The 22,615-nt window shown below is 51.7% G+C and carries 23 protein-coding genes and 1 pseudogene; 12 read left to right on the top strand and 12 right to left on the bottom strand.

From position 1 onward, the window contains the following. The first annotated feature begins 43 nt into the window (after positions 1 to 43). From IM314_RS16585 to IM314_RS16535, 11 genes are all read left to right on the top strand, one after another. On the top strand, positions 44 to 244 hold the full coding sequence (locus IM314_RS16585; protein WP_193358967.1) for a hypothetical protein: 201 nt from the start codon (positions 44 to 46) through the stop codon (positions 242 to 244). A 204-nt stretch (positions 245 to 448) separates the two neighbouring features. After that, positions 449 to 706 carry a PAAR domain-containing protein gene (locus tag IM314_RS16580; RefSeq protein ID WP_193358968.1) on the top strand — a complete coding sequence of 86 codons (258 nt, stop codon included), beginning with the start codon at positions 449 to 451 and terminating at the stop codon, positions 704 to 706. 2 nt (positions 707 to 708) lie between these two features. Continuing rightward, a complete protein-coding gene (locus tag IM314_RS16575) occupies positions 709 to 1,890 on the top strand; it encodes a hypothetical protein (RefSeq protein WP_193358969.1) in 1,182 nt (393 codons plus the stop codon). 21 nt (positions 1,891 to 1,911) lie between these two features. Further along, the gene (locus tag IM314_RS16570; RefSeq protein WP_193358970.1) at positions 1,912 to 5,334 is read left to right on the top strand and encodes an ImcF-related family protein; all 3,423 of its coding nucleotides are present in this window, start codon (positions 1,912 to 1,914) and stop codon (positions 5,332 to 5,334) included. After that, on the top strand, positions 5,334 to 6,929 hold the full coding sequence (gene tssA, locus IM314_RS16565) for a type VI secretion system protein TssA (protein WP_193358971.1): 1,596 nt from the start codon (positions 5,334 to 5,336) through the stop codon (positions 6,927 to 6,929). Before IM314_RS16570 ends, tssA begins: the two co-directional genes overlap by 1 nt. A gap of 19 nt (positions 6,930 to 6,948) precedes the next feature. Next, positions 6,949 to 8,712, top strand: coding sequence for a type VI secretion system baseplate subunit TssF (gene tssF / locus IM314_RS16560; protein ID WP_193358972.1), 1,764 nt, complete (start codon positions 6,949 to 6,951; stop codon positions 8,710 to 8,712). After that, positions 8,667 to 9,770, top strand: coding sequence for a type VI secretion system baseplate subunit TssG (tssG, locus tag IM314_RS16555; protein ID WP_193358973.1), 1,104 nt, complete (start codon positions 8,667 to 8,669; stop codon positions 9,768 to 9,770). The genes tssF and tssG overlap by 46 nt, the downstream gene beginning before the upstream one ends. Beyond that, a complete protein-coding gene (gene tssJ / locus IM314_RS16550) occupies positions 9,751 to 10,287 on the top strand; it encodes a type VI secretion system lipoprotein TssJ (protein ID WP_193358999.1) in 537 nt (178 codons plus the stop codon). The genes tssG and tssJ overlap by 20 nt, the downstream gene beginning before the upstream one ends. Beyond that, the gene (gene tssE, locus IM314_RS16545; protein ID WP_047364134.1) at positions 10,280 to 10,732 is read left to right on the top strand and encodes a type VI secretion system baseplate subunit TssE; all 453 of its coding nucleotides are present in this window, start codon (positions 10,280 to 10,282) and stop codon (positions 10,730 to 10,732) included. Before tssJ ends, tssE begins: the two co-directional genes overlap by 8 nt. 14 nt (positions 10,733 to 10,746) lie before the next feature. After that, on the top strand, positions 10,747 to 11,217 hold the full coding sequence (locus IM314_RS16540; protein WP_047364133.1) for a hypothetical protein: 471 nt from the start codon (positions 10,747 to 10,749) through the stop codon (positions 11,215 to 11,217). A 101-nt stretch (positions 11,218 to 11,318) separates the two neighbouring features. After that, complete coding sequence (locus IM314_RS16535) at positions 11,319 to 12,653, top strand: VasL domain-containing protein (protein ID WP_193358974.1); 1,335 nt, start codon at positions 11,319 to 11,321, stop codon at positions 12,651 to 12,653. Between the two features lie 353 nt (positions 12,654 to 13,006). Here the strand turns inward: IM314_RS16535 and IM314_RS16530 are convergent, their stop codons facing one another. The 10 genes from IM314_RS16530 to IM314_RS22145 form a co-directional block, all read right to left on the bottom strand. Next, a complete protein-coding gene (locus IM314_RS16530; protein ID WP_193358975.1) occupies positions 13,007 to 13,639 on the bottom strand; it encodes a hypothetical protein in 633 nt (210 codons plus the stop codon). After that, positions 13,639 to 14,745, bottom strand: coding sequence for a hypothetical protein (locus tag IM314_RS16525; protein ID WP_193358976.1), 1,107 nt, complete (start codon positions 14,743 to 14,745; stop codon positions 13,639 to 13,641). Before IM314_RS16525 ends, IM314_RS16530 begins: the two co-directional genes overlap by 1 nt. A 567-nt stretch (positions 14,746 to 15,312) precedes the next feature. Next, positions 15,313 to 16,125, bottom strand: coding sequence for a hypothetical protein (locus IM314_RS16520; protein WP_193358977.1), 813 nt, complete (start codon positions 16,123 to 16,125; stop codon positions 15,313 to 15,315). Between the two features lie 19 nt (positions 16,126 to 16,144). Continuing rightward, a complete protein-coding gene (locus IM314_RS16515; protein ID WP_047027775.1) occupies positions 16,145 to 16,417 on the bottom strand; it encodes an ogr/Delta-like zinc finger family protein in 273 nt (90 codons plus the stop codon). Continuing rightward, entirely contained in the window at positions 16,417 to 17,178 is a 762-nt protein-coding gene (locus IM314_RS16510) for a septation initiation protein (RefSeq protein ID WP_193358978.1), read from the bottom strand. Before IM314_RS16510 ends, IM314_RS16515 begins: the two co-directional genes overlap by 1 nt. A 400-nt stretch (positions 17,179 to 17,578) precedes the next feature. Further along, positions 17,579 to 20,251 (bottom strand): TOPRIM and DUF927 domain-containing protein, encoded by a 2,673-nt coding sequence (locus IM314_RS16505; protein WP_193358979.1) that lies wholly within the window; start codon positions 20,249 to 20,251, stop codon positions 17,579 to 17,581. After that, positions 20,248 to 20,631 carry a DUF5375 family protein gene (locus tag IM314_RS16500; RefSeq protein ID WP_193358980.1) on the bottom strand — a complete coding sequence of 128 codons (384 nt, stop codon included), beginning with the start codon at positions 20,629 to 20,631 and terminating at the stop codon, positions 20,248 to 20,250. Before IM314_RS16500 ends, IM314_RS16505 begins: the two co-directional genes overlap by 4 nt. After that, positions 20,628 to 20,912, bottom strand: a complete 285-nt coding sequence (locus IM314_RS16495) for a hypothetical protein (RefSeq protein WP_193359000.1) — start codon at positions 20,910 to 20,912, stop codon at positions 20,628 to 20,630. The genes IM314_RS16500 and IM314_RS16495 overlap by 4 nt, the downstream gene beginning before the upstream one ends. Before the next feature lie 31 nt (positions 20,913 to 20,943). Continuing rightward, positions 20,944 to 21,303 (bottom strand): hypothetical protein, encoded by a 360-nt coding sequence (locus IM314_RS16490; RefSeq protein ID WP_193358981.1) that lies wholly within the window; start codon positions 21,301 to 21,303, stop codon positions 20,944 to 20,946. Beyond that, positions 21,296 to 21,472, bottom strand: a complete 177-nt coding sequence (locus tag IM314_RS22145) for a host cell division inhibitor Icd-like protein (protein WP_193358982.1) — start codon at positions 21,470 to 21,472, stop codon at positions 21,296 to 21,298. The genes IM314_RS16490 and IM314_RS22145 overlap by 8 nt, the downstream gene beginning before the upstream one ends. A 187-nt stretch (positions 21,473 to 21,659) precedes the next feature. On the opposite strand from IM314_RS22145, the gene IM314_RS16480 reads away from it, so the two are divergent. Next, positions 21,660 to 21,845, top strand: a complete 186-nt coding sequence (locus tag IM314_RS16480) for a YlcI/YnfO family protein (RefSeq protein ID WP_023258407.1) — start codon at positions 21,660 to 21,662, stop codon at positions 21,843 to 21,845. A 200-nt stretch (positions 21,846 to 22,045) separates the two neighbouring features. Here IM314_RS16480 and IM314_RS16475 read toward each other — a convergent pair whose 3' ends face one another. Together IM314_RS16475 and IM314_RS21995 are read right to left on the bottom strand one after the other, a co-directional pair. Beyond that, on the bottom strand, positions 22,046 to 22,246 hold the full coding sequence (locus IM314_RS16475) for an AlpA family transcriptional regulator (protein ID WP_024148122.1): 201 nt from the start codon (positions 22,244 to 22,246) through the stop codon (positions 22,046 to 22,048). A gap of 104 nt (positions 22,247 to 22,350) precedes the next feature. Continuing rightward, positions 22,351 to 22,615: pseudogene (locus tag IM314_RS21995) on the bottom strand (hypothetical protein); the annotation flags it as partial.

Here is a 22,615-nt window from a genome sequence, read left to right as displayed (position 1 = left end):
CTTCATGTATTTATAAAGATAATAACAGGAGGTGATATGAATAGTGATCGAGTTATTCGGCGTTGATGGCCTGAAGAAACAATACAAACTGACATTGATTTTTAATGAAGCAAAGAACAGAGTGAGTTACAGAGAAAAATCAATCGATATCGATACTGAACTAAGCATTGTGGCACTAGGTTTAAAAAAACAAGTTCAATGGGGTAGTCGCAAAGAATTTAGTTTTGAAAAATCCTGGGGATAAAAACGGATGGGACTATTGGAGAACAGTATTCTTATAAATTTAGTACATCAGATATAAAGAATCCTGTATTTAGTATTGTCAATGGCTCAGGTTGGGAATTCAAAAAAAGCCTGGTGGATAAATATCGCTCCATATTTCTCTGGCTTAACTTTATCGCGAAGATGTTACTCGGGGCTATGTATTATCTGGTTTAAAGGAATAATTATGCAGGGTGTAATTCGAATTAATGATAAAACGACTCACGGTGGCACCGTAATTGAAGGAAGCTCCGGTGTGAAATTTATGGGGTTAGAGGTTGCTTGTCTGATGGATAAAGTAACCTGCCCTACGCATGGTCAAACGTTTATTGCAGAGGGCGATGAAGGTTCAAAAATTAATGGCAAACCTGTTGCATTACATGGCCATCGCTGCGGCTGTGGTTGTTCGCTAATTTCTTCATTACTTGTTGCCGGAAAACGTTAATTATGCCAGTTGATCTTAAACAGATCCCGAAGGCAGAGCCATTACCCGTTCCTCCGAGTAAGTCTCGCTGGGTTCTAGCGATTGTTATTATCATGATTGCGGGAGCCTTATTGGTGCTTTCTCTTTGGCCAAAAGGGTTGAGTACGCATTCCGCCTGGTTCTGGTTTTGTTCGCTTCTCATTCCTTTCTCGGTGGGAATGGCCGGTTATATTGCCAGATTAAGGCACTATGAGAACGAACGAGATCGCGTGATGTGGTGGAATCATTTACACCAAAAGCAGCATAATGAACAAGTTTTATTGGGGCAGCAAGCCGTTGGATTGCTTGGGATGAGCTATACCACGCCTGTTGCCAGTAACAAACTTGCTGCAGCACTTTTGCAGGGATCAAATGCACTTCAGACAAACTATTATCCATCTCTTCAGTCCACGCTGACTTCGGCCTCACTCCATACGGCTTCGAAAGTACGTAATGAAGCCGAGTATCTGTCCTTCCTGGATGTGGTTCTGACCCGCGTTAGCCAGCAGTTACACGGAGAGATAGCAAAATTCACCGGTAACTTCGTTGTTCGCCTTCATCATGATGGCGTGTTGAAAGATGAGCAAATTTACACTATCTGGCGAAGAGCTTTTCCTGAGTTACATGCTGTTAACGACATTAGCATCAGTACCGAAAACAATGGATTGATGTGGGTAGATGAGTGGCTCGACAAACAGGATGATACGCTGCTCCTTTCCGTTGAAATCAATTTATTTCTACTGGCCCGCGATCGACAGGCGGAATCGGTATCCGCTTTATTGTTGGCTTCTCCTTTGTGCATGGAGCGGCTGCATATTAAACCGCAAGCGTGGATACACCGCCCGGTTGTTGTGGGAGATGTCGAAAATAGTGTTGCGGATACTGCAAATTGGGGAAAAGTAACTTCTGGATTACCCTGGTATTTCTGGCGGGCCCAGGTGAAAAACGATGCATTGGTCGTTGTTCTTCAGATGATGGACAAGTGGGGATTTTTAACTGCTAAAAAAGGGGAGCAGGTTCTGGATGATGCCTTCGGCAGGCCAGCTGCTGCAGTGGGCAATATAACGCTGATTTGCGCTTGCGAACATGCCGTTACTTCGGGTTTGCCTCAGTGGTTACTTGTTGGCGCTCGTACTACCCAAATGGCTATTGTCCGCCCTGCATAATGCTACGCAAAGGATAGTGATGTGAAAAAGAAAAAACGCCTCAGTACCTGGCTAGTCGTACTGCTCATTGCGGCTATAGGCGGCGGACTGATATGGACTGAAAATCCCTTTGTTTCTCTTCGTTCTCCAGAGAAAAAAATGGCGGCTTCCCTGGCTGTCTCGGGCTTATGTTTGTTCATTTTACTCTGTGATGATTTATTTGTCCGATTGTGGCAATGGTTTATTTCTTTAAGCTTTATGAAACAGCTTCGCGAATTAACCGGGAAAGATCATCATACGGAACACATATCGCGTGCGGAGCAAGGAAAATGCAGTGAAACGATTAATATTCTCCACCTTGCTATGCGCAACCTCTATGGCCGTTGCTGGGGACGCAAAACACGCATCCTGCTGATAACAGGTACTTCCACTGAGGTTGAGCAACTGACTCCCGGTCTCACCACCCAGCTCTGGCAGGAAGATCGCGGCACGCTGTTGCTGTGGGGCGGCGACCTCAATACCCCAGCCGACAGTGCCTGGCTGACCGCGCTGCGTAAGCTGCGCCGCCGTCCGGTGGATGGCATGGTGTGGGTCACCTCGGCCTTTGACCAGCTCTCAGCACCTGGGCTGGAACCACCGCTGCCGGTACCGTCTGAAAGCACCATGGATTCCCTGTCTCACGCCATCAGCGCCCGTATGGAAACGCTTGGCTGGAAACTCCCCCTGTACGTCTGGTCCCTGCATCCGCGCGCCGGTAAGCCGGAAGGGCGCATTACGCAGGCGACCGGCTGCCTTCTACCTGCCGGTTGTCGTACCGAAGGGCTGGCAGAGCAACTGTCTGCCCTGACGTCAGATTTGACCTCACTGGGCCTGCAGCAGACCTGCGGTGAAGTGAAACACAACTTCCTGCTGTCCCTTGCCGACCAGCTCATTCGTGAGCCGGAAAGCGTGACTGCCCCCCTGTCGGTGATGCTCAATCCGTACCGCCCGCTGCCGCTGGCTGGCGTGGTGTTCAGCCAGCCTTCTGCCGGTGCTGGACGTGCCGTACCGCATCACTGGGGCATGGACAAGCGCTGGGATGTTCTGCCTGATACTCTCCGAATGCTTCCTGCCGCGTTGCGCCCCGTTAAACCCGGCATTCCGTGGCGCAGGGTAATGGCGTCTGCTGCTGCGCTTACGATGGTGGGCTGGGCAGTGTGGATGAGCATCGCGTATGTCACTAACCGCAACCAGATTGCTGGTGCAAATACACAGGCATCTCTTGCCGCCCGGCAGAATATGCCGCTGGAACAGCGTCTGCACGCCCTGTCTGAACTCCAGAAAACGCTGGCCCGTCTGCAGTACCGCTCTGAGCATGGCGTACCGTGGTACGAGAAGGCCGGGCTGAGTCAGAATGATGCGCTGCTGGCAGCACTCTGGCCACGCTATCAGGACAGCGCGTTGCCGCTGTTGCGCGATGCGGCTGCAGACCATCTGCAGAAGCAGGTCAGTGCCTTTAACGCGCTGCCTCCGGTTAGCCCGCTGCGCGAGCAGAGGGCAAAAGCGACCTATGACCAGCTGAAACTTTACCTGATGCTGGCGCGTCCTGAGCATATGGATGGTGCCTGGTTTAGCACGGTGCTGCTTCAGGACTGGCCGAAGCGTGACGGCGTGAAAGACGGTATCTGGCTAGGCGTGGCTCCGTCGCTGCTGTCGTTTTATGGAGCACAACTGGTCACACATCCTGAGTGGAAACTGCGAGCTGATGAAAACATGGTCAGCCAGGCGCGTTCCCTGCTGGTTCGCCTGATGGGGGTGCGTAATAGCGAATCGACCCTGTACCAGAAAATGCTTGCACAGGTGGCACATCTGTATGTCGATATGCGTCTCGAGGACATGACTGGCGATACTGATGCTGCCCGCCTGTTCAGCACCACCGAGATCGTGCCAGGCATGTTTACCCGCCAGGCCTGGGAGCAGGCCGTCCAGCCTGCCATCGAAAAGGTGGTGAAGGCGCGGCGGGACGAGCTCGACTGGGTGTTGACGGACAGCAAACGTCCGGTCAGTAAGCAGGATGAAATCTCCCCGGAAGCACTTAAAAATCGCCTGACGGAGCGTTATTTTGCCGATTTTGGCGGCGCCTGGCTGGAATTCCTCAACAGCCTGCGCTGGAACCAGGCCACCACGCTGTCGGATTCCATTGACCAGCTGACCCTGATGGCCGACGTGCGCCAGTCACCTCTGGTGGCGCTGATGAATACCCTTAATGTGCAGGGGCGTACCGGACAGACCGGGGAGGCGATTTCGGATTCACTGGTGAAATCAGCGAAAAATCTGCTGGGCGCTGACAATACGGATGTCATTGACCAGAGTGCCGGCGTTCACGGCCCGCTGGATGCAACCTTTGGTCCGGTGCTGGCGCTGATGGATAAAAGCAACACCGTTGCGCAGTCGCTGAGCTTGCAGTCGTACCTGACCCGCGTGACGCAGGTTCGGCTGCGCTTGCAGCAGGTGACTAATGCTGCCGACCCTCAGGCCATGACCCAGACCCTTGCCCAGACCGTATTCCAGGGCAAGGCCGTGGATCTGACTGAAACCCGCGACTACGGCAGCCTGATTGCCGCCGGTCTGGGGCAGGAGTGGAGCGGTTTTGGTCGTTCGGTCTTTGTGATTCCGATGGAACAGGCCTGGCAGCAGGTGCTGGCTCCGGCGGCCGCTAGCCTCAATGCCCAGTGGCAACAGGCGGTAGTGGCTGAGTGGAACAGTGCCTTCGGTGGACGCTATCCATTTAACAATTCCAGCAGTGATGTATCCCTGCCGCTGCTGGCTAAATACCTTAATGTCGATTCCGGGCGTATTGCGCAGTTCCTGCAAAACCGCCTCAAAGGCGTGTTGCACAAAGAAGGAAACCACTGGGTGCCGGACAGCATCAACTCGCAGGGGCTGGCCTTTAACCCAGAGTTTCTCAATGCCATCAACACCCTGAGTCATATCTCGGATGTCGCCTTCACCGAAGGCAATGCCGGGATGAACTTCGAACTGCGTCCGGGTACTGCCGATGGCGTGATGCAAACCACCATGATTATCGACAACCAGAAGCTGATATACGTTAACCAGATGCCAGTCTGGAAGCGCTTCGCCTGGCCTGCGGATACTGAGGCCCCTGGAGCGAATCTGAGCTGGATAAGCACCCAGGCAGGCACCCGTCAGTATGCGGATATTCCAGGCGCCTGGGGATGGATCCGAATGCTCGACAAAGCTGCCGTCAGTGCTTATCCGGGCGTGGGTAGCAGCTACAGCCTGAGCTGGAAGGCACAGGACGGTCGCACACTCAATTACACCCTGCGTACCGAAGCGGGAGAGGGCCCACTGGCACTGCTGAAGCTGCGTAATTTCCGTCTGCCAGAGACCATCTTCAGCACGACAGGCCTGGAAGCATCAGACCAGGCCGAAAGCGCAAGCAATGATACAGAGGACGTATATTGATGAGCACGCTCAATGCTTTACTCAGCGCCTGCCAGACTGAGCAGGAGCCACTCCTTGCGGCCACCCGTGAGCGGGTTAAGCTCTGGGATAGCTGGCTGCAGCCGCTGTCCGGTCCATCACCTCAGGGTGACGACCCGGGTTATGACGATGACTTTCAGCAGATGCGCGAGGAGGTCAACAAACTCTCAGGTGCGGATACCGAACTTATTTGCCAGCTTGCAGAGAAGCTTCTGACCACGACTGCCAAAGATATCCGTGTGGCCACCTACTACTGCTGGGCAAAGCTGCACCGCGAAGGTGAGCAGGGGCTCGCTGAAGGACTTGAACTGCTGTGCGGCCTGCTGGAGCGCTTTGGTACACAACTGCATCCACAGCGTGATCGCAGCCGTAAGGCGGCACTGGAATGGCTGGCGGGATCGCGAATGACTGACTCTCTTTCCCTGTACCCCGAAGTGGTCAGAATTGATGCGATGCGTACCACCGGGGCGCTGCTGCTGATAGCACAACTGACCGAAAATCAGCCAGATGAAACCCGTCCGGAACTTAACGCTCTGTACGGTGCACTGGAAAGCCGTCTGCAGAAAGCAGGGGGCGTGGATGCGGTGGTACCGCAGAACGCCAGTACCAGCTACACACCTGCCATGACCAGCCACAGCGACGCCCCGGCAATCGGGCGGATCACCTCCGGCCAGGATTTGCTGGCCCAGGCTCGTACGCTCACCGAATACCTGCGCGAGCAGCCGGATGGCTGGCTGTCAGCGCACCATCTGATGAAAAGCCTGCGTCATGACACACTGCGGGCCATCCCGGCCCCGGATGCGCAGGGGCGTACACGCATTGAGCCGCCAAGGGCGGATCAGCGTGCGCTACTCAAACGCCTCTACCTACAGCAGAACTGGGCTGAAATGCTCGAAACGGCGGACAGCGCGTTTTCCCGTGGTGCCAATCACCTGTGGCTGGATTTGCAGTGGTATATCCATCAGGCGCTGACGAAATCAGGTCAGGACACTCTGGCTGGCATTATTGCTGCTGACCTGAAAGGGTTGCTCACCCGTCTGTCCGGGCTCGAAACGCTCTCGTTCAGTGACGGAACGCCATTTGCGGATGAAGTAACGCTGAATTGGATCCAGCAAAGCGTGATGGACACGATTGGAGGATGGGGCAATGATATCCCATCCGCTCAGATGTCTGCTGGCAATGATGACATTCTGGCTCTGGAGCCAGAAGCCGTGGCGATGGCGGACAGTGAAGGCCCGGATACTGCGCTTGTCTGGCTACAGAAACGCCCGGGTGTGACCACCGATCGTCAGAAGTGGCTGTTGCGTCTGCTGATGGGCCGCATTGCTGAGCAGTACGGTAAAAATGAGCTGGCGATGCATTTGTTTGCCGAATTGGGTGAACGTGCCAGAGACGTGACCCTTAGCAACTGGGAGCCTGAGCTATTGTTCGAGGTACAGGCCCGCCATCTAAAACTTCTGCGCCTGAAAGCTGGTCGCAGTGAGGCTGACAAAGCCCGTCTTACACCGTTAATGGACCAGTTACTTGCCGGGCTGATCGCTGTCGATCCAGCGCGTGGTGCCGTGCTTTGCGGTTAAATGCACAGGAACAGAAAAAATGGAAGATTTGACCCTGCGTTATTACGACGCGGAAATGCGCTACCTCCGTGAAGCGGCTAAAGAATTTGCCCAGACCCACCCGGACCGGGCCGCCATGCTCGACCTGGATAAAGCCGGGACTCCCGATCCGTATGTTGAACGCCTGTTCGAAGGATTTGCCTTCTCAATGGGGCGGCTTCGCGAAAAGATTGACGACGATCTGCCGGAGCTGACTGAAGGACTGGTCAGTATGCTCTGGCCACATTACCTTCGGACCATTCCGTCACTCTCGGTGGTCGCGTTCACGCCTGCGCTTCAGACCGTTAAGATGGCAGAGGTGATGCCCGCGGGGCTGGAAGTGTACTCCCGCCCGGTGGGTCCGAAAAACACAGTCTGCCGTTACCGCACAACCCGCGATGTGATGCTCAACCCGCTGAATATCTCTCGGGTGACCATGACTACTGAGCCGGACGGGCGCTCGTTACTGAGAATGCGCTTTGCCTGCAGCACGCAGGCGGACTGGTCCCATGCGGACCTCAGTGACCTGAGCCTCTATCTCGGGGCGGATGCACCAGTCAGCAGCCAGCTGCACCTTATGCTGACCAAACGGCAGGCCGCACTCTATATGCGCCTGCCTGGTCAGACTGACCGTATCCGGCTTGACGGATATTTCTCACCGGGCGGCTTTCGTGACGAAGATTGCCTGTGGCCGAAAGGCGATACCGCGTTCAGCGGCTACCAGCTTCTGCTGGAGTATTTCACCTTCCGCGACAAGTTTATGTTTGTCCACCTTAACGGCCTTAAGGGCATCACGCCGCCAGCGGGGACCGAGTATTTTGATATTGAAGTGGTGTTCAATACGCCATGGCCATCTGACCTGCCGGTCACTGATGACGCGGTTCGTCTGCACTGCGTGCCGGTGATTAACCTGTTTACGCTGGAGGCTGACCCGCTGACCATTACCGGGCTTGAAAGCGAGTACCTGCTGCGTCCAAAACGTCTGCAGGACGGACATACCGAGATTTATTCGGTGGATTCAGTCACTGGCTCAAACCGCACCAATGACGCGGAGTATGTGCCGTTTAGCAGCTTCAGGCACAAGGGCGGGATGATGCGCCGTCATGCTCCCCCCCGTTACTACCATACCCGCGTGAAGCGCAGCGTGACCGGGCTGTATGACACCTGGCTTATCCTTGGCGGGCACCAGTGGGAAGAGGACCGCCTGTTTGAACGTGAAGCCGTGTCGCTGCAAATCACCGGCACCAACGGCCAGCTGCCGCGCCGTGCGCTCCAGAGCACGCTGCTTGACCGCTGTGAGCAGGTGATGAGTACGCAACTTTCAGTACGTAACCTCTGCAAACCAACGCTGCCAGTCTATCCGCCTTCTGAAGACCGTTTTCACTGGCGGGTGCTGAGCCACCTGGGATCCGGATTCCTGAACATGATGAGTACTGCCGAAGTGCTGCGCGGCACGCTTGCCCTGTATAACTGGCAGGAAGATGAAATGAACACCCGGCGTCTGGAGGCGATTCAGCATGTAAAACATCATCGCCTTCAACGTTTTGAACAGGGCTATCTGCTGCGGGGGCTGGATATCGAAGTCACCCTCGACAGCAATGGTTTTACCGGTGAGGGTGATATTCACCTGTTCGGTGAAATGCTCAACCGATTCTTTGCGTTGTATGCCGATATGAACCAGTTCAACCAGCTCACCCTCATTGTTCAGCCAGAAGGAAAATGTATCCGGTGGAAAGAGAATCACAGTCCGCGTCTGCCAGGCTGATAGCGCAACTGGGCGACCGGCTGCCGTACATGAACTTTTATCGTTTTTGCCAGCTGCTGGAGCAGAGCCAGCCGGATAAACCGGTCACCGGTAGCACCTGGCAGGTGCGACATGAGCCGGTACGCTTCCGTCCCCATTCGGGGATGGGGTTCCCGGCCTCTGAAATCAAAGGGGCAGAGCTACCGGAACATCCGCACCTTCCACCCACAATCCGTACCACCTATATGGGGCTCTACGGCGTGGAGTCTCCGCTGCCGACGCACTATATCGATGACATCGCTCAGCGACGGGAAGGGTACGAAGCTAACGCGGACTTCCTCGATATCTTCAACCACCGGCTGATTGCTCAGTACTACCGTATCTGGCGTAAATATTCATACCCGGCGACTTTCGAAGAAGGCGGTAAGGACAAAACCTCGCAGTACCTGCTGGGACTGGCCGGGCTCGGGATTAACGGCTGCACGGACAGTATCGCGACCCCGGCTTCGCGCTTTCTGGCACTGCTGCCGGTCATGTTGCTGCCCGGGCGTACCGCAGAAGGCATGGCCTCGCTGGTGCGCCTGCTGGCACCCAACACGCAGGCGAAAATCTGGCACCATGACAAACGCCGTGTGCCGCTGAAGAAGCCACTAACCATGAGCGTCAGCCAGCCCGTCACCCTGACAAATCGACCGGTGATGGGCAACTATGCCACCGACGTGAACAGCCAGGTGCTGATGCGTCTGACCACCACTGACCCGGCAGAAGTGCAGGGCTGGTTACCGGGCGGGGAGCTTCACGCGGACCTGATGGCGCTCCTGCACGTGTATCTTGGCTCTCGCCTGGAAGTCCGCCTGCAGCTGTGTGTCGATCGTAGCCTGCTGCCTGAAGCGACAATGAGCACTCAACCCAAAGCGGGTGCAGTGCAACTGGGCCGCACTGCCGTGATGCGACCGCTGAATGCGGCTAAGACCGCATCACACCCAAAAACAATAACCATCAATCTTGGCCGCTACGAGCGCGTACAGGAAAATATTCACCGCAGGGAGACTGATGAAGATGGCGATTACCGCTGGTAAATTTCCTCTGGTTACGCTGGCTACAGGCATTACGCTGATGCTGGCAGGCTGTGGACTTACTCAGAGTGTTACGGACGGCACTGTCGCCGTGACTAAATCGATTTTTTATAAGCAGGTGAAGGTCCTGCATCTGGATATACGTGCCCGTGAAGCCGTGAACAGCAATGCTGGTGGTGTAGCTCTGTCGACGATTGTGCGTATTTATCAGCTTAAAGATCGCAAAACTTTTGACAGCACGGACTACCCGTCATTGTTTAAAGACGACAGCCAGGCTGTCAAGGCAGACCTGGTGGCGGAGAAAGATATACGGCTGCAGCCGGGTGGCGCTGTCATGGTCGATATGCCAATGGAAAAGTATGCGCAGTATGTGGCAGTGGCCGGGATGTTTATGTCACCGGACCAGGAGAACAACACCTGGCGTGTGGTAATGAGCCGCGATGAGCTTGATCCGGAGAAGGCCCGGGTGATTGAAGCGGGCAACAATCGACTGACTCTGCAGGCGCTGAAAGATGAGTGAATCATCTCGTCCTTCTCTGTATGAAGTACTTTATGGCAATTTCACCGGCGGTCTCGACCTGCATCAGGTCAGCGAGCAGAACCAAGTCATTTTGTCCGTACTCGATAACATGCAGCGCGTTCTCAACTGTCGCGCCGGCACGCTGGCGCATCTGCCTGACTACGGCCTGCCGGATATGACCAAAATACTGCAGGGCATGCCGGGAACGGCCCATGAGCTTATGGGCACATTATCTGCCGTCCTGCTCAAATACGAACCGCGCTTGAAAAAAATAACCGTTGTTCTGCTGGAACAAAATATCCCCGGCGAACTGCGCTATGCCATTGACGCTGAACTTAAAGGGATTGGTCTGGTGCGCTACGGGACTGAATTTATGCCCGAAGGGCGGGTCCTGTTAAGGCATCTCAGGCAACAACAGTATCTCGACACAACTCTCCGTTTATAAGGTCCGATAACATCATGTCCGTAAAATTACAGTTCCTGAAGAAGTTGCAGGTGCGACAACCTGCACCTGTTCCTGCAATCAGCAAGAGTCAGGCTGATATTGCAGAGTTTCGCCAGCGAATGGCTCAGCTGCAGGATGAAATGGACGCGTGGCTGACGGATACGGGACTGAATGTGGAGCCACTAACGGTATCCGTTCCGGATCTGCTGGTAGAGGGCGGAGCTTTTGAGATTTCCGGTATTGTTCTGCGTTATGACTGCCGGGCGGTAAAATTTATGCCGATCTTTCTGTATGGACAGGGCGTCGCCGGTTGTGTCGAGGTGACTTTCTGTTCCGGGGATAAGGTGATTTCTCAAGGACGCCTGTTCATGCGGGTGGGGAGCGCAAATGGCTGGATCTTTACTCCCCCAGATACCTCATCCCGATCCGGACAACTATTGGACGAAGGTGTGTTTTTCGGTCTGATTTTAGCGCTGCTGCCATAGCGATAACATTCATTCCTTTTATGCGTCATTGCATTTTTAATCGCCAAATAGCCTTACAGATCAATTGACAAAATTAACCACACGGATATGCAGGCCCATCCATGATGACCACACACACCACGCTAAAAACCGGCGGCGACCCGCGCACGCTGCCAGATTACGCTAACCTCCGCGATGAACTCAGCAAGCTGACGCATCCTGCTCGCCCGGATGTGAACTGGCAGTATGTCGAAAGACGCTGTCTCTCTCTGTTTGAACAGAACGGCGTGGAGTTGCAGACCGCAGCCTGGTACACCCTTGCCCGTACGCACCTGTCTGGATTAGCTGGCCTGAACGAAGGGCTGTCGATTCTGGAGACCCTGATTAGCCATCAGTGGGACGTTTTCTGGCCGAAGACGCTACACGCTCGTATGGAAATTCTTAGCGGCCTGAGCCAGCGACTGCAGCAGCGCATGCGTATGCTTCCACTCAACAACAGCCATCTTAGTGAGCTTTATCGTGCTGAAGCGTTGCTTACCCGCCTGAGTGCGGTCCTTCAGCGCGTTGAGCTAAAACACCTAAGCCAGTTCGATACGTTACAAACGATGATACGTTCGAATGCTGAACGGCTGGAAAAAAGTAATGACGCATCAGATCTGAATGCACTCATGCTGCCCGATCGCGAATTACCTCATGAGAGGGCAGAGCCGATTGACGAAGTGAAATGGGTCTATGTTGTGCAACCGGAAAACCAGCCTAATGCAGAGGGGCTTACGACAGCGCATGGAGCGGTCAGACCATGGAAGCCCTTTGTCGCCGGGATGTGTTCTATGCTGGTGGTCTGCGTCGCCGTAGCGTGGGGAGGGGGCTTTCTCTCCAGACCCGATCCCTTAACGACTCAGGCCATTGCCTCGCTGGCGCCGTTACCTGAAGTGCTTACACCTGTTCAGCAAGACGCGTTAACGCAGCGAGGAACGTTACCGTCTACGTTTATCTCAGATACGCAGCAGCAGCTTACACGGCTGGATAAACTGTCTCCTGACTGGAATATTTCCTACAGCCTACAGCTGTTAAAGCAGCTCCAGACATTACGGCCCGAAGAGGCTAAAGCGCTGATAATACAGTGGCAAAAAAAGTTTAACGCGACGGCGTTGCCCGTAGACGCAATGAACAGCTGGTATCAGGGGATGATGACGCTTCAGCAACTGAGTGATCGGCTGAGTAGTCTGGATGAGCAAAAAGGAAAATATATATCCGTGAGTGAGCTTAAATCCGTGGTTTTTTCGACTATGCAGTCATTTAACCATGCGATACCCGCTGAAGAGCAGCTCAGGCGCCTGTCGCAGTATCCTGCAGGAAGTGCGCTCCCTGAAGCAGAAAAGACCCAACTTGAGCTTCACCTAAAGCAACTGGCAACGCGTTATGCTCAAATAAAGCAGAATGCTTTTGTTCAATGAGTTTTTGCAGCGAACAGACTAATTTGGGTTAAAAACAGAGGAAGATAAAAGTGTCCCCTGCAGGAATCGAATTTTAGCTTAATTGTTTGTTTTTAATGATAAAAAAACATATATTTTATTTTGATGCCATCATAGGTACCATCACTAGTGACGAGCCATTGAGATCACAAGCTGCCACACCAGGGCGCTTCTCTTAGGAGCATTAGTTCATTATCTGTATAAAATTTGTGCAAAAAAAACACCCGCATCTTTAGATTGTGTACTGGTGTTTAGAGTAACAAAATTCTCTGTTGAGCGGTGAAACATGAAAAATAAATTTCAAACAAGCAATGCTAATTCAATAAAATTATGAACTATCTGATGTCCTTGTATTCTGCTGCAAACCATACTAACTCATGGTTTTTTATTTTTCGCTCAGACTTTTTATCATACGGTTTAGCTGAAAATGTTATATAATACACACCCTTACTATCTACCTTTACGGCATATGGAATTTTTCTTTCCCCATCAACCGGAATTTCCATTATTCGAAATCTTGTATTTTTAATTGATGGGTCAGATGATATGGTTTCATAGAAATTTGGCGTATAGGATTCCTTGGCAATTATTTTATCATTTTTTAAATATACTCTCTTTATTGTTAATGCATCGTCATCTAAGAATAAAGAAACTTTTTCCTTACCAACATTTTTTATAGTTACTGTTGGGTAGATGTAGTATCCATTATCAGTGTCTGAAGTGAATACAGTGTCTAAGGTTACAGTTGTTGATTCGGAGTTTTTTATTCTTTCCTTAATTTCATAAAGCTCTGTCCTAGCTCTTTCTCTTTGATCCAACAAGTGGTATGTCATTGCTGCCCAAACTAACGTAAGGGCAGTAACAACTGCAATAATTATATTATAAGTCGCTTGGTGTTCTTTGAATGGGAAACAAATGCATTTTCCCAGGAAAATTCCGCAGGATTTAGCTTTGCTTCTTAACGTCATTATCTTGTACCTTTATTCGAATCTTCAACTTCTGGAAATTCACTATCACTAATTTTTTTAATAGTCTCAATAACTTTTTTATTCTGCATAGGCATTGCCAGTTCAAGTTTTTTGATAACAACTTCCATATCATTATCATTCTTTATTTCATGTACAGCTAGTTTGATTGGAACTGCAATCTGATTTGCTATTTCAATATCTTGCTGATCTGCAAATGTTGGGGTTACACTGAGAAGTTCACATATAGCGATAGTAAAAGCAATTACGGAAACCCTAGTCTTACCTGTAAAACCCGTCCAGTAATCACCAGGGGACATAAATGATTGCTGAGTAGTAAGATTTAATAAATCATTGCTGGCGAGAAGAGATAACTGCTTTTTGATATCATCGAGACTAATAGACGAGTCAAATGTATTTTCATTGAACTTATCTTCAACTAATGTTGCTAAAGCCTCTAATTTATTCAAAACCTCTGCATATTTAGTTACTGAGTAATGATGGATATCATCTTCTTGGTTTATGCGAGAACTTGAATAAACGGTTCCGTCACTTATAAATACGGTATTTAACCAATGATAAATCGATCTCAGATGCTCAGCTGCAGAAAAAACAGTCTGGTTGGCTTTAAAAGAGCGCTTTACAGCATCAGGTATGTTTTCACGGTTATAAGAGCGGCCCCATGTAACATCACGTCTAATTTTAAAATCAAGATCCTTGGATATTTTGTCATCGATATTATAGTTGATAACTTCATCAGAACAATAAGCGTCTGATGTTATTATTCCAGCAACAACGACTCCTGAACCTATAGTGAAAATCAAATCACCAACATTCATATTGAAGAGGAATTTTTTAACTTGGTTAACGTTAGCGCTAATGATCTGCTGAGAATAGCCTTTTTTTGCGGCATCAACATAATATTCATGCATTAGACTTTCAAAATCGTCTTCACTTATTGGACCATCATTAGTAATAAAGTCGTCAAAATGCCCTATTGCTGCAACCTTTCCGTGGAGAAAATGACCAAAGAATTCATAATCTCTTCCAGGCCTTACTACCCAGCAATTTGCATTTAAATCCATATTTAAGACAATACATTCGGCCATTGAAGGACTCCATGTCTAATTTGTTTTATTGACAATGTAACTCAAAATTGCTTAAGACACGTTAATGCCAAAGTTTTACGCTAAGTTACATATGATTATATCTTTATTTTTTACTTACGCAAATAAATTAACTTATTAAAATTAAAGGTTTTTTCCATTGTGTGAAATATTTTTTTGAGTGAAACTTGTTCAACAACCCTGTTGAATGCAGTGCTTTTAGATTGCTTTTGAAATAATATACCTGTGTTATTATCGTGAATCTAATTAAGATTCCATTTCTAATGGATATAAAATGGTTTTGTTTAAGTCGTTGGACGTCAAATAGCACTGCTACAGTTTATTCGAAATTACCCTACGGCACGCACAGCCCCGCCCGCCTGCCCGCTCCACTTAACAGGGGGGGGTTCATGCGCATCGTAAATCGCTTCAGGAGCCGCCACACAAGGGCTTTTGTGTCAAAAATAACGCATAACTGTCATGCGTTTTCATGCAGCATAGACATGCATTCAGGCTACAGACATCAAAAACCCGGCAAAGGCCGGGCTGAAGTGAGTGGTTCTGTTCAGATCAAAACAGTTTTCTTTTTTTCCTGTCATCATGTGAGCCTGATACCGGTTCTGAACCGGCCAGGCTCATCACGTCGTCCCGGAATCTCAACGGCAATATTTCACTCGTCCATTTCAGCATGAGATTAAGGATGAATTCACGATACAGTGTATCTGCATCATTTGTACCTTCAATAATGCCGGGTATATGTGCTGAGCTATCCCGTTCAAATTGTCTGTACTTCATCCTGAGCAGGCTGCTCAATTCAGCACCGTTGAAAATAAAAAAGTCACGCAGAAGCTCATCGATACGCTCTTCCGTGATGCCATGATGGCAGTTTACGTAGGCGTTTGCCTTACGACCTGTCACGTTAGCCAGTACCGGCAACTGCTCTTCTTTTTCAGTGATCAGACCGACCAGTTCAGCGGCTGTGTCCTGTTGTTCCAGATACTCAGCCCGAAGAGCTTTCATCTCTGGGGTCACGATACCGCCGTTCTGGCTAAGCAATTCCCTGAACTGCACCCGATTGTCTTTGCTCGCCTGTTCAGTTTCGGCCTGATGCTGACGCAGAGCCCTGAGGTTCTCAATAGCTGCATCTTCGACCTGTCTGGCCTCCACCCAGGCCTGCATTTTTTGGTAAAGGTCAATTATCCTGGACTGCCAGTCGGAAGAAAGGCCTTTTGTCAGTGTTTCCGTCTGGCGGGCGATTTCATCTGCAGGCAACCGCATGAGCCAATCCGCATCCTGAAGTGGTTTCTTTGCCCTGGCGAGGAGTGTCACTACATGTCCGGTTGCGGCCTGAATCTGGTTTTCGGTCAATTGTTGTTCTGTCATATTATGGTTCCTCCCCATTTTATTGTGCATGACGGTCTTTAAGGGTACAGGCCGAGCCGTAGCGGCCCAGCGTCTGCGACTTACGTGCGGGGGAATCATCCTGCGACTCAGGTTCAGATGGCACGGGTTTATGCGGCTTCATAATTATCGTGTCAACGCTTTCCAGCGCTGTAAATGTGCAGGAACATTCAAGATTCTGGCACTGATACCATGAGCGTTTAACGGAAGGTGCTTCATAAGAACTGGTTCTGGCATGGGCCATAGTGCCGCATTCAGGACATTTCAGCGCCATTACAACCCCTCCGATACACTGTTGTTTTTTTGCAGCAACATCTGTTCCTGCCGGATCTTCATCTTATGCAGGGCTGCAGGGGATAGTTGCTTACTGAAATCCAGACGGGCCGCATAATCCGGGGCTACGCCCGCCAGTTTAAACACAGGGTCCTGGTCCGGCATCACATCGTTAGTGAGAGCCGGTTTGGTGATATTTTTATGAATAAAGTCTTTCAGCAATGTGTCCGGGTCATTAACTGAATGCACCACACCGACAACTGCGCTGGCTTCCCGGCCCATTGTAGATTTCAGCAGACTCAGTGTCTGGATTAGGGCCTTACCATGCAATTGCATAAAATCTTCCCAGATTTGTTTTGCGCGAATACCCACAAGGTTGTCGTGTGCGTGGATGTACTTTCCGGCTAATTCCGCAACTTCCTGCGGCAAAAGTGTATTCTCGCATTCCTGAGCCGCCAGCAGATCGTCGAAATCTTCAAGCGTTTCACGTCCCAGCGCAATTTCCGTGCGCAGCTTTTTCATTTCCTTTGAGACTACGCCCTGACTTTCACGAAACAGCGTACGCCACTCCTCATTCAGCGCGTTAGTCGTGGCTTCCATTTCAGCGCGGCGCTGTCGGATTGTCGCAATATTATCTGCTGCCGCTTTTTGCTGACAACGTGCTTCAAGCCATGCGTTTCTGGCTGTGTTAAGGGTTTCCAGTGCCCGCTGCGTTACAGCCGGAAAAGTGGAAAGGTTGTTATTCTCTGCGGTGTTGTTCATGACTTCTCCTGTCGGGTTGGTTCGTTACGTCAATTGTGTCGTGGCTGACACAAGCACACTATCGGTGGTCAGTGTGTGGTGTCTGGCACAACGGGCGTTTACGGTTATTCAGACGCTGCTATGACAGCCAGCCAGATAAAAATGCCTCGGTTTCAGTCTGCTTTATGTCCCCGGTGCGGTGGAACAGGTGGAACAGGTGTTACCTCCTTGTTTTGTAAAACATTTATAGTTACAGCGCAGGTGGAACATCGCGGGTAACAAGGTGGAACAGCGGATCGGCTGGCGTTCCACCTGTTCCACCTCACTATTTCAGAAGGTGAAACAGTTTCAGCCCCTGTAAAACACGGATGTTCCACCTGTTTCACCTGTTACCCTCAATAAATAAGACTCACGCAAAGCCTTAACCCGGCACCTCGCTGTTGAAGACATAGAGCCTGCGGGGATTCATCTCTGGAGGGCGAACGGTTGTCTGGAGCTTTCCGTCGGCAGAAGGCAGCAGATATCCACGATCCGCGCATAAACGCGCCACCTTGCGCGGGTCAAATCCCCGGCAGATTTCTTTCCAGCCGGACGGCATGACGTAGAACGTGGTGACAGCTTCCGTGCCCTGCGCGGTACTGCCTTTCTCCACCCTGCGCCAGCCCACCATATTGCCGGGGCGGTTGCGCTCGTCGTGCCAGTCTGCAAAGCGGCTGTACTGATTCGCGGTAAAGAAACTGCGTACCTGCTCCAGTGCGGCAATATCTTCCTGGTTGGCGGTGTGCCCGCGATCTTTCAGCCATGCGTTCAGGCAGACGCGGGTTGCCCGCAGGGCTTCCCCCTCAGGCCAGCCGGTGATCCCCAGGCGGGTTGCCAGCTCACCCGCCATCGCCACCAGTGCAAAGCGGTTCACTGCCCGGCCCACCTGATTGCCCGCATCTTTCGGGGTCAGAGCGGCGGTATATTCCTTCATCAGTGACTTTGCCTGTGCCGTCAGCCCGTTAAGGTCAGCGGTCAGGGCTTTCAGCCACTCCCGGAACGGCGAACCGTAGTAGCTGGACGTAGCCCATTCCAGATGTTCTGCCAGTGCCTTGCCGCTGTCGAAGCCGTGCAGCTCCTCAAATACGCCAAATTTTCCGGAATCGCTGGGGATCTGGATCATCCTGACTTCCATCCCGGCAAAAGTACGCTCACCGGCTTTTGCCGCATGTTCAGTCAGTGACAGCTCGCCGGTTGAAAAGAACAGCAGCCGCCACTGCTTACGGGTGCGCAGCTCACCGTCCGTACCGGCACGGCCCTTGCCCTGACCGTTTGCCAGCATGTAGGCGATATTGCCTGCCTCGCGTCCGTCCACCTCCCGGATCTCATCGAGCATCATGGCGGCATCGTTGCGGCGGCTGGCGCATCCCTCCAGCGCGTTGCCGGTTGCCCGCCACGTCTGCCAGTAGTCAGGCCCCCCGCAGACGGAAGTTGCCGCTTTCATGGTGGTGGTCTTACCGTCCGTCGATTCCCCCTTTAGGTGGTAGCCGCCGCCGTCCATACCAACCAGCCGTAACAGGGGTGCAGCAAAGGCCAGACTGACGGCAAACGCCACGCGGGAGTTGCCGGTGCAGTAGCGGGAAACGTGCTCCCGCCATTCCTCCGTTGTACCTGACACACGGAAATCGCGCCCCTGCACGGAAGTGGTCTGGAGAATGACACCCTCAGCACCTTCACCGCTGACCTCATCCTGCAGGACATAAACCTGACCATGCCAGCCAGTGCGGCTGACGCAGGTCACGCGGCGTTCCGGTTTACAGAGCGAGATATATTCCATCAGGCGGGCGCGGGCCTCACCGGTGGTGCTGATATAGGACAGCCCGTTAACCAGCAGTACCCGGCGCAGCTCCTCACCGCTGCCACTGAGCATTTCCATCGGCATCGCCCAGCGGCGGCGCTCTCCCCACGTATCTTCCCACTCCAGCAGTCGCCCGAAGTTACCGCCATCAGCATCGCAGGTGATTGCCGTTACGCGCAGGGGGTTGCATATTTTGACGTTCTGGATCTCCGTCTCACCGTTGCGCTGTACCTGTTTTTCATACCAGAGATATTCCTGGGTTAGACGGAACCCGTGCGGCAGCTGCGTGCGGCCCTCCCCGCACAGCACCAGACCGTTGCGAAAGGCTTCACGGGCACGGGTAATACCGTGCTCCCGATGGAAATCATTCCAGTCAGCCTTAATCTCTCCAGGTGGCAGCGTCATCCAGCCGCCGACGGCTTTTGCCGCCCGTTCAGCAAAGGATCTGCCGGGATTCTCGCCCCCGTCCTGAAAATCGTTATCACCGGCGATGATAATTTTTACCTCAGGCCAGCGTGCCCGCAGCGACTGCGCCACGTTGGGCAGGTTGCCCGCCGATATGGCAGCCACTACGCACCCGGCGGTGAGCTGGCTTACCGTCAGCGCCGTGGCGTAACCTTCGGTAATCACCACCTGTACCGGCGGTTCAGACGGTAACGGGCTGAGCGCCACAAACGCGCCTTTCATCGTGCTGCCGGGCAGTATGCTTTTTTCACCCGTCGGGGCGATAAGCTGCGCACCGGTCACGGCTCCGGCGTTTGTCGTGAGCGGTAACAGCAGGGAACCGGCAGGAAAATCCTTACCGCTGATATGCTGCACGCTCCCTGTCAGGGAGGCCGGATATCCGGCAAACCCCTTTCCGGTCAGATAGGGGCTTTCTCCTGTGTGGCTCTCTTTCATCAGCGCCGCCACGGTAAGACTCATATCGCGTTTAGGGGCTTTTTGCCTGGCGGGCTTAACAGGCAGTTCCTGCACTTCCGGCACAGTAAGCACCTGCGCCACCTCCTGCGCGGCCTTTCTGACGCCGTAACCGGTCATGAGCTTAACCAGATCCAGACCGTCACCATTGCCGCACTGGCTGCAAATCCACGTCCCGCGCCCGTCAAGGTCATCGAGGCGAAAACGATCCTTGCCCCCACATTTCGGACATGGACCGTGCCTGCCGTTTTCAGGTATATCTATACGCAGCATCTGCAGAATAACGGGCCATTTCCCCCGCGCTGCGGCTGAAATCTGCGTAACCGTCTGTGTTGTCATACTTCCCCCTGATACAGCGCCACACCCGTGCTGCAGAAATCATCAAAGGCCGCCGGAAGCGTGCGGTACAGCTCCGCCATCACTTCACAGCCGCGCACGGTCAGTACCGGCGGCGCTGTCAGCAGTGACGGCTCCAGCATGTCGGTCAGCAGTGCCAGCGCGACAGCGGCGCCCTGTGCTTCGCCGTACTCGTTGATCAGTGCGCACTCGATATGCAGGGCAATGGCCATTTCAATACGCTCAACCGTCAGGCTGTGCGGACCATACTGATCGCAGCCGGTTTCATTCAGCGCTTTCTGGCGCCATGCCGATGCAATAGCCCGCCGGTAAAGCGCAGTAGTCATTTCTGCCGGAAAAATAGAAACCTGTGGCTGGTTCATTGGGTGCCTCCTTCAATCAGTTCGCAGCTGTGCGCAATATCCGTTAAATCTGCCCGCAGGTACTCCATCAGCGCGGCAATGCCTGGCGCACAGCCTGCATCCAGCGTTCCGCCCTGACACGGATATTCAGAAAAGAGAAGCTGGAGCATGTCGCAGGCATTTCTTGCGCGGGTCAGCTTTCCGAAACCGTCCTCTGACAACCCATAGGAAAAAGCACCGGTATTGTGTTTTTCAGGCAAAGCGTGGCCCTGAGCACCGTTGTGCCCGTTTGAAATATTCATCATGGATTACTCCGTTTTCAGCGGTGTTTTGTCAGAGAAACTTTGAATAGTGTTTGTCGTCAGGTTCAGCAGAGCGCCGTATGCTGCGCTCCCGCCAGCGGATAAATGCCACAGAAGGATGCAGTGTCAGCGGGCCGGAGCCACTGCCGCCTGCCGGAGCTGGCGAAGGTTTGAAAAGTGGCGCATCAAACAGGGGAGTATACTGCTGCTCAAACCATGCCAGAGGGCATGAAGAAAGCTTATTGTCGCTGTCATAACGAATCAGCACTTCACAGCTGAATTCAGGATTAACCAGCGCCACGGAGGTAGACGCTTCAATTAATCGGATGATTGTCACGGTCCAGCCACGTTCATGCTGCCAGCGTTCGCCGGGTTGCGGATAATTACGCATGTTCACCTCCGCAAGGAATGCGACCGGCTAAGCTCAGCATGTAGTCCGGGGCTAGTCTGCGCCGCGCTGACCGCTCGTTATCTGCGGTGATCCTTAACATCACTGGACGGGCATTACGTTGAATGCGGTTGATCGCAGCAAATAACCAAGTACACTTCTGTTTAGCCATCTTCGTTTCCTCATACAGCGGATTGGTTAGAAGCCCGTTTAGTGTTCCAGCACTATCGGGCTTTGCATACATAAGGTGAATCGCACCTCTGCTTTTAAACCTACCCTCTAGTGAATCGCACTTCAAGTCTTTTATTATTATTTTTTTTGCGTATACTGAATCGCACCTAACACAAGGAGATCCAGTAATGGCAACGGGTTCAACTAACAACAAGTCGCAGCAGCTTAATGCTCGCTTCCCGCATGATGTGGTTGCAGAATTAGAAAGTAGCCTCGACGATGGCGAGACGAAAGCGCAATTTATTGTCACCGCTGTTAAAGGCGAGATTAAACGCCGCCAGCGTAAGAAAGCTAAGCTCGAGCCGGGAACCTGAACTACGTCATGAGGTATAACCAGAGCTTGCTGACATATTTTACTAAATATATATTTTTGCGAGCTCTTCAATAATAATTGTTGGGCTTTTATCATGTTGCTCATTCCACTCACCACACGATGTATATATTCTTTATTAAATAAATAGATTCACTTCCAATTGTGGAAATTAAGCTAAGTACTATAAATTTTATTCGTTGATTAACTATTTTTTTTAGCTGCCAGCCAAGCACGGATCTCTGCTGCATCATAAACTGATACTCGTTCTGATAGGCGGGTAGACTTCGGGAAGTCGGGTTTGGTTTTTTCCCAGCGCCATAGTGTGACAGTAGTGACTTTAAGGAAATCTGCTGTAGCTTTTGGTCTCGCATGACCATCTTGAGGATATGAATGTATAGTCATATATATTTACCTGCTGTGTTAAGTTACCTATGTGATTAACACAGCAGATTAAAATATTTTTCTGAATCAAAGTATTCTAAATTTTGAACGATCTATTAAAAATTTTAAAGATTCAGATAGCGTTCAAGTGTCGGTGAAGATGGAATTTCATAATCAATATCAGTACCCTTTGATTTCAACTCATCGAGGTAGTCTCTCAAGATTTTATGTCGATTATTTGCTGTGGTTGATAGTATATTTTTATTTAACGTCGGATTAGACTGTATTAAAAATCTAATAAAATTAGATAATTTCTCTTTTTGGGGTGAGATGGATTTAGTATCATCATTTTCATCAGGATTTAATGAATCTTCCATATATGGTAGTGAC

Source organism: Enterobacter cloacae complex sp. P42RS, from assembly GCF_014930595.1.
Classification (GTDB): Bacteria; Pseudomonadota; Gammaproteobacteria; order Enterobacterales; family Enterobacteriaceae; genus Enterobacter; species Enterobacter bugandensis.
Note: the sequence above shows the minus strand (reverse complement) of the source record. Positions and strands in the feature narration are given on the sequence as shown.

Bases quoted from the DNA above. Each gene is read 5' to 3' on its own strand.
- IM314_RS16580 (WP_193358968.1), top strand. From the start codon at position 449: ATGCAGGGTGTAATTCGAATTAATGATAAAACGACTCACGGTGGCACC.
- IM314_RS16575 (WP_193358969.1), top strand. From the start codon at position 709: ATGCCAGTTGATCTTAAACAGATCCCGAAGGCAGAGCCATTACCCGTT.
- tssA (WP_193358971.1), top strand. From the start codon at position 5,334: ATGAGCACGCTCAATGCTTTACTCAGCGCCTGCCAGACTGAGCAGGAG.
- tssF (WP_193358972.1), top strand. From the start codon at position 6,949: ATGGAAGATTTGACCCTGCGTTATTACGACGCGGAAATGCGCTACCTC.
- tssG (WP_193358973.1), top strand. From the start codon at position 8,667: ATGTATCCGGTGGAAAGAGAATCACAGTCCGCGTCTGCCAGGCTGATA.
- tssJ (WP_193358999.1), top strand. From the start codon at position 9,751: ATGGCGATTACCGCTGGTAAATTTCCTCTGGTTACGCTGGCTACAGGC.
- tssE (WP_047364134.1), top strand. From the start codon at position 10,280: ATGAGTGAATCATCTCGTCCTTCTCTGTATGAAGTACTTTATGGCAAT.
- IM314_RS16540 (WP_047364133.1), top strand. From the start codon at position 10,747: ATGTCCGTAAAATTACAGTTCCTGAAGAAGTTGCAGGTGCGACAACCT.
- IM314_RS16535 (WP_193358974.1), top strand. From the start codon at position 11,319: ATGATGACCACACACACCACGCTAAAAACCGGCGGCGACCCGCGCACG.
- IM314_RS16530 (WP_193358975.1), bottom strand. From the start codon at position 13,639: ATGACGTTAAGAAGCAAAGCTAAATCCTGCGGAATTTTCCTGGGAAAA.
- IM314_RS16525 (WP_193358976.1), bottom strand. From the start codon at position 14,745: ATGGCCGAATGTATTGTCTTAAATATGGATTTAAATGCAAATTGCTGG.
- IM314_RS16520 (WP_193358977.1), bottom strand. From the start codon at position 16,125: ATGACAGAACAACAATTGACCGAAAACCAGATTCAGGCCGCAACCGGA.
- IM314_RS16515 (WP_047027775.1), bottom strand. From the start codon at position 16,417: ATGGCGCTGAAATGTCCTGAATGCGGCACTATGGCCCATGCCAGAACC.
- IM314_RS16510 (WP_193358978.1), bottom strand. From the start codon at position 17,178: ATGAACAACACCGCAGAGAATAACAACCTTTCCACTTTTCCGGCTGTA.
- IM314_RS16505 (WP_193358979.1), bottom strand. From the start codon at position 20,251: ATGACAACACAGACGGTTACGCAGATTTCAGCCGCAGCGCGGGGGAAA.
- IM314_RS16500 (WP_193358980.1), bottom strand. From the start codon at position 20,631: ATGAACCAGCCACAGGTTTCTATTTTTCCGGCAGAAATGACTACTGCG.
- IM314_RS16495 (WP_193359000.1), bottom strand. From the start codon at position 20,912: ATGAATATTTCAAACGGGCACAACGGTGCTCAGGGCCACGCTTTGCCT.
- IM314_RS16490 (WP_193358981.1), bottom strand. From the start codon at position 21,303: ATGCGTAATTATCCGCAACCCGGCGAACGCTGGCAGCATGAACGTGGC.
- IM314_RS22145 (WP_193358982.1), bottom strand. From the start codon at position 21,472: ATGGCTAAACAGAAGTGTACTTGGTTATTTGCTGCGATCAACCGCATT.
- IM314_RS16480 (WP_023258407.1), top strand. From the start codon at position 21,660: ATGGCAACGGGTTCAACTAACAACAAGTCGCAGCAGCTTAATGCTCGC.
- IM314_RS16475 (WP_024148122.1), bottom strand. From the start codon at position 22,246: ATGACTATACATTCATATCCTCAAGATGGTCATGCGAGACCAAAAGCT.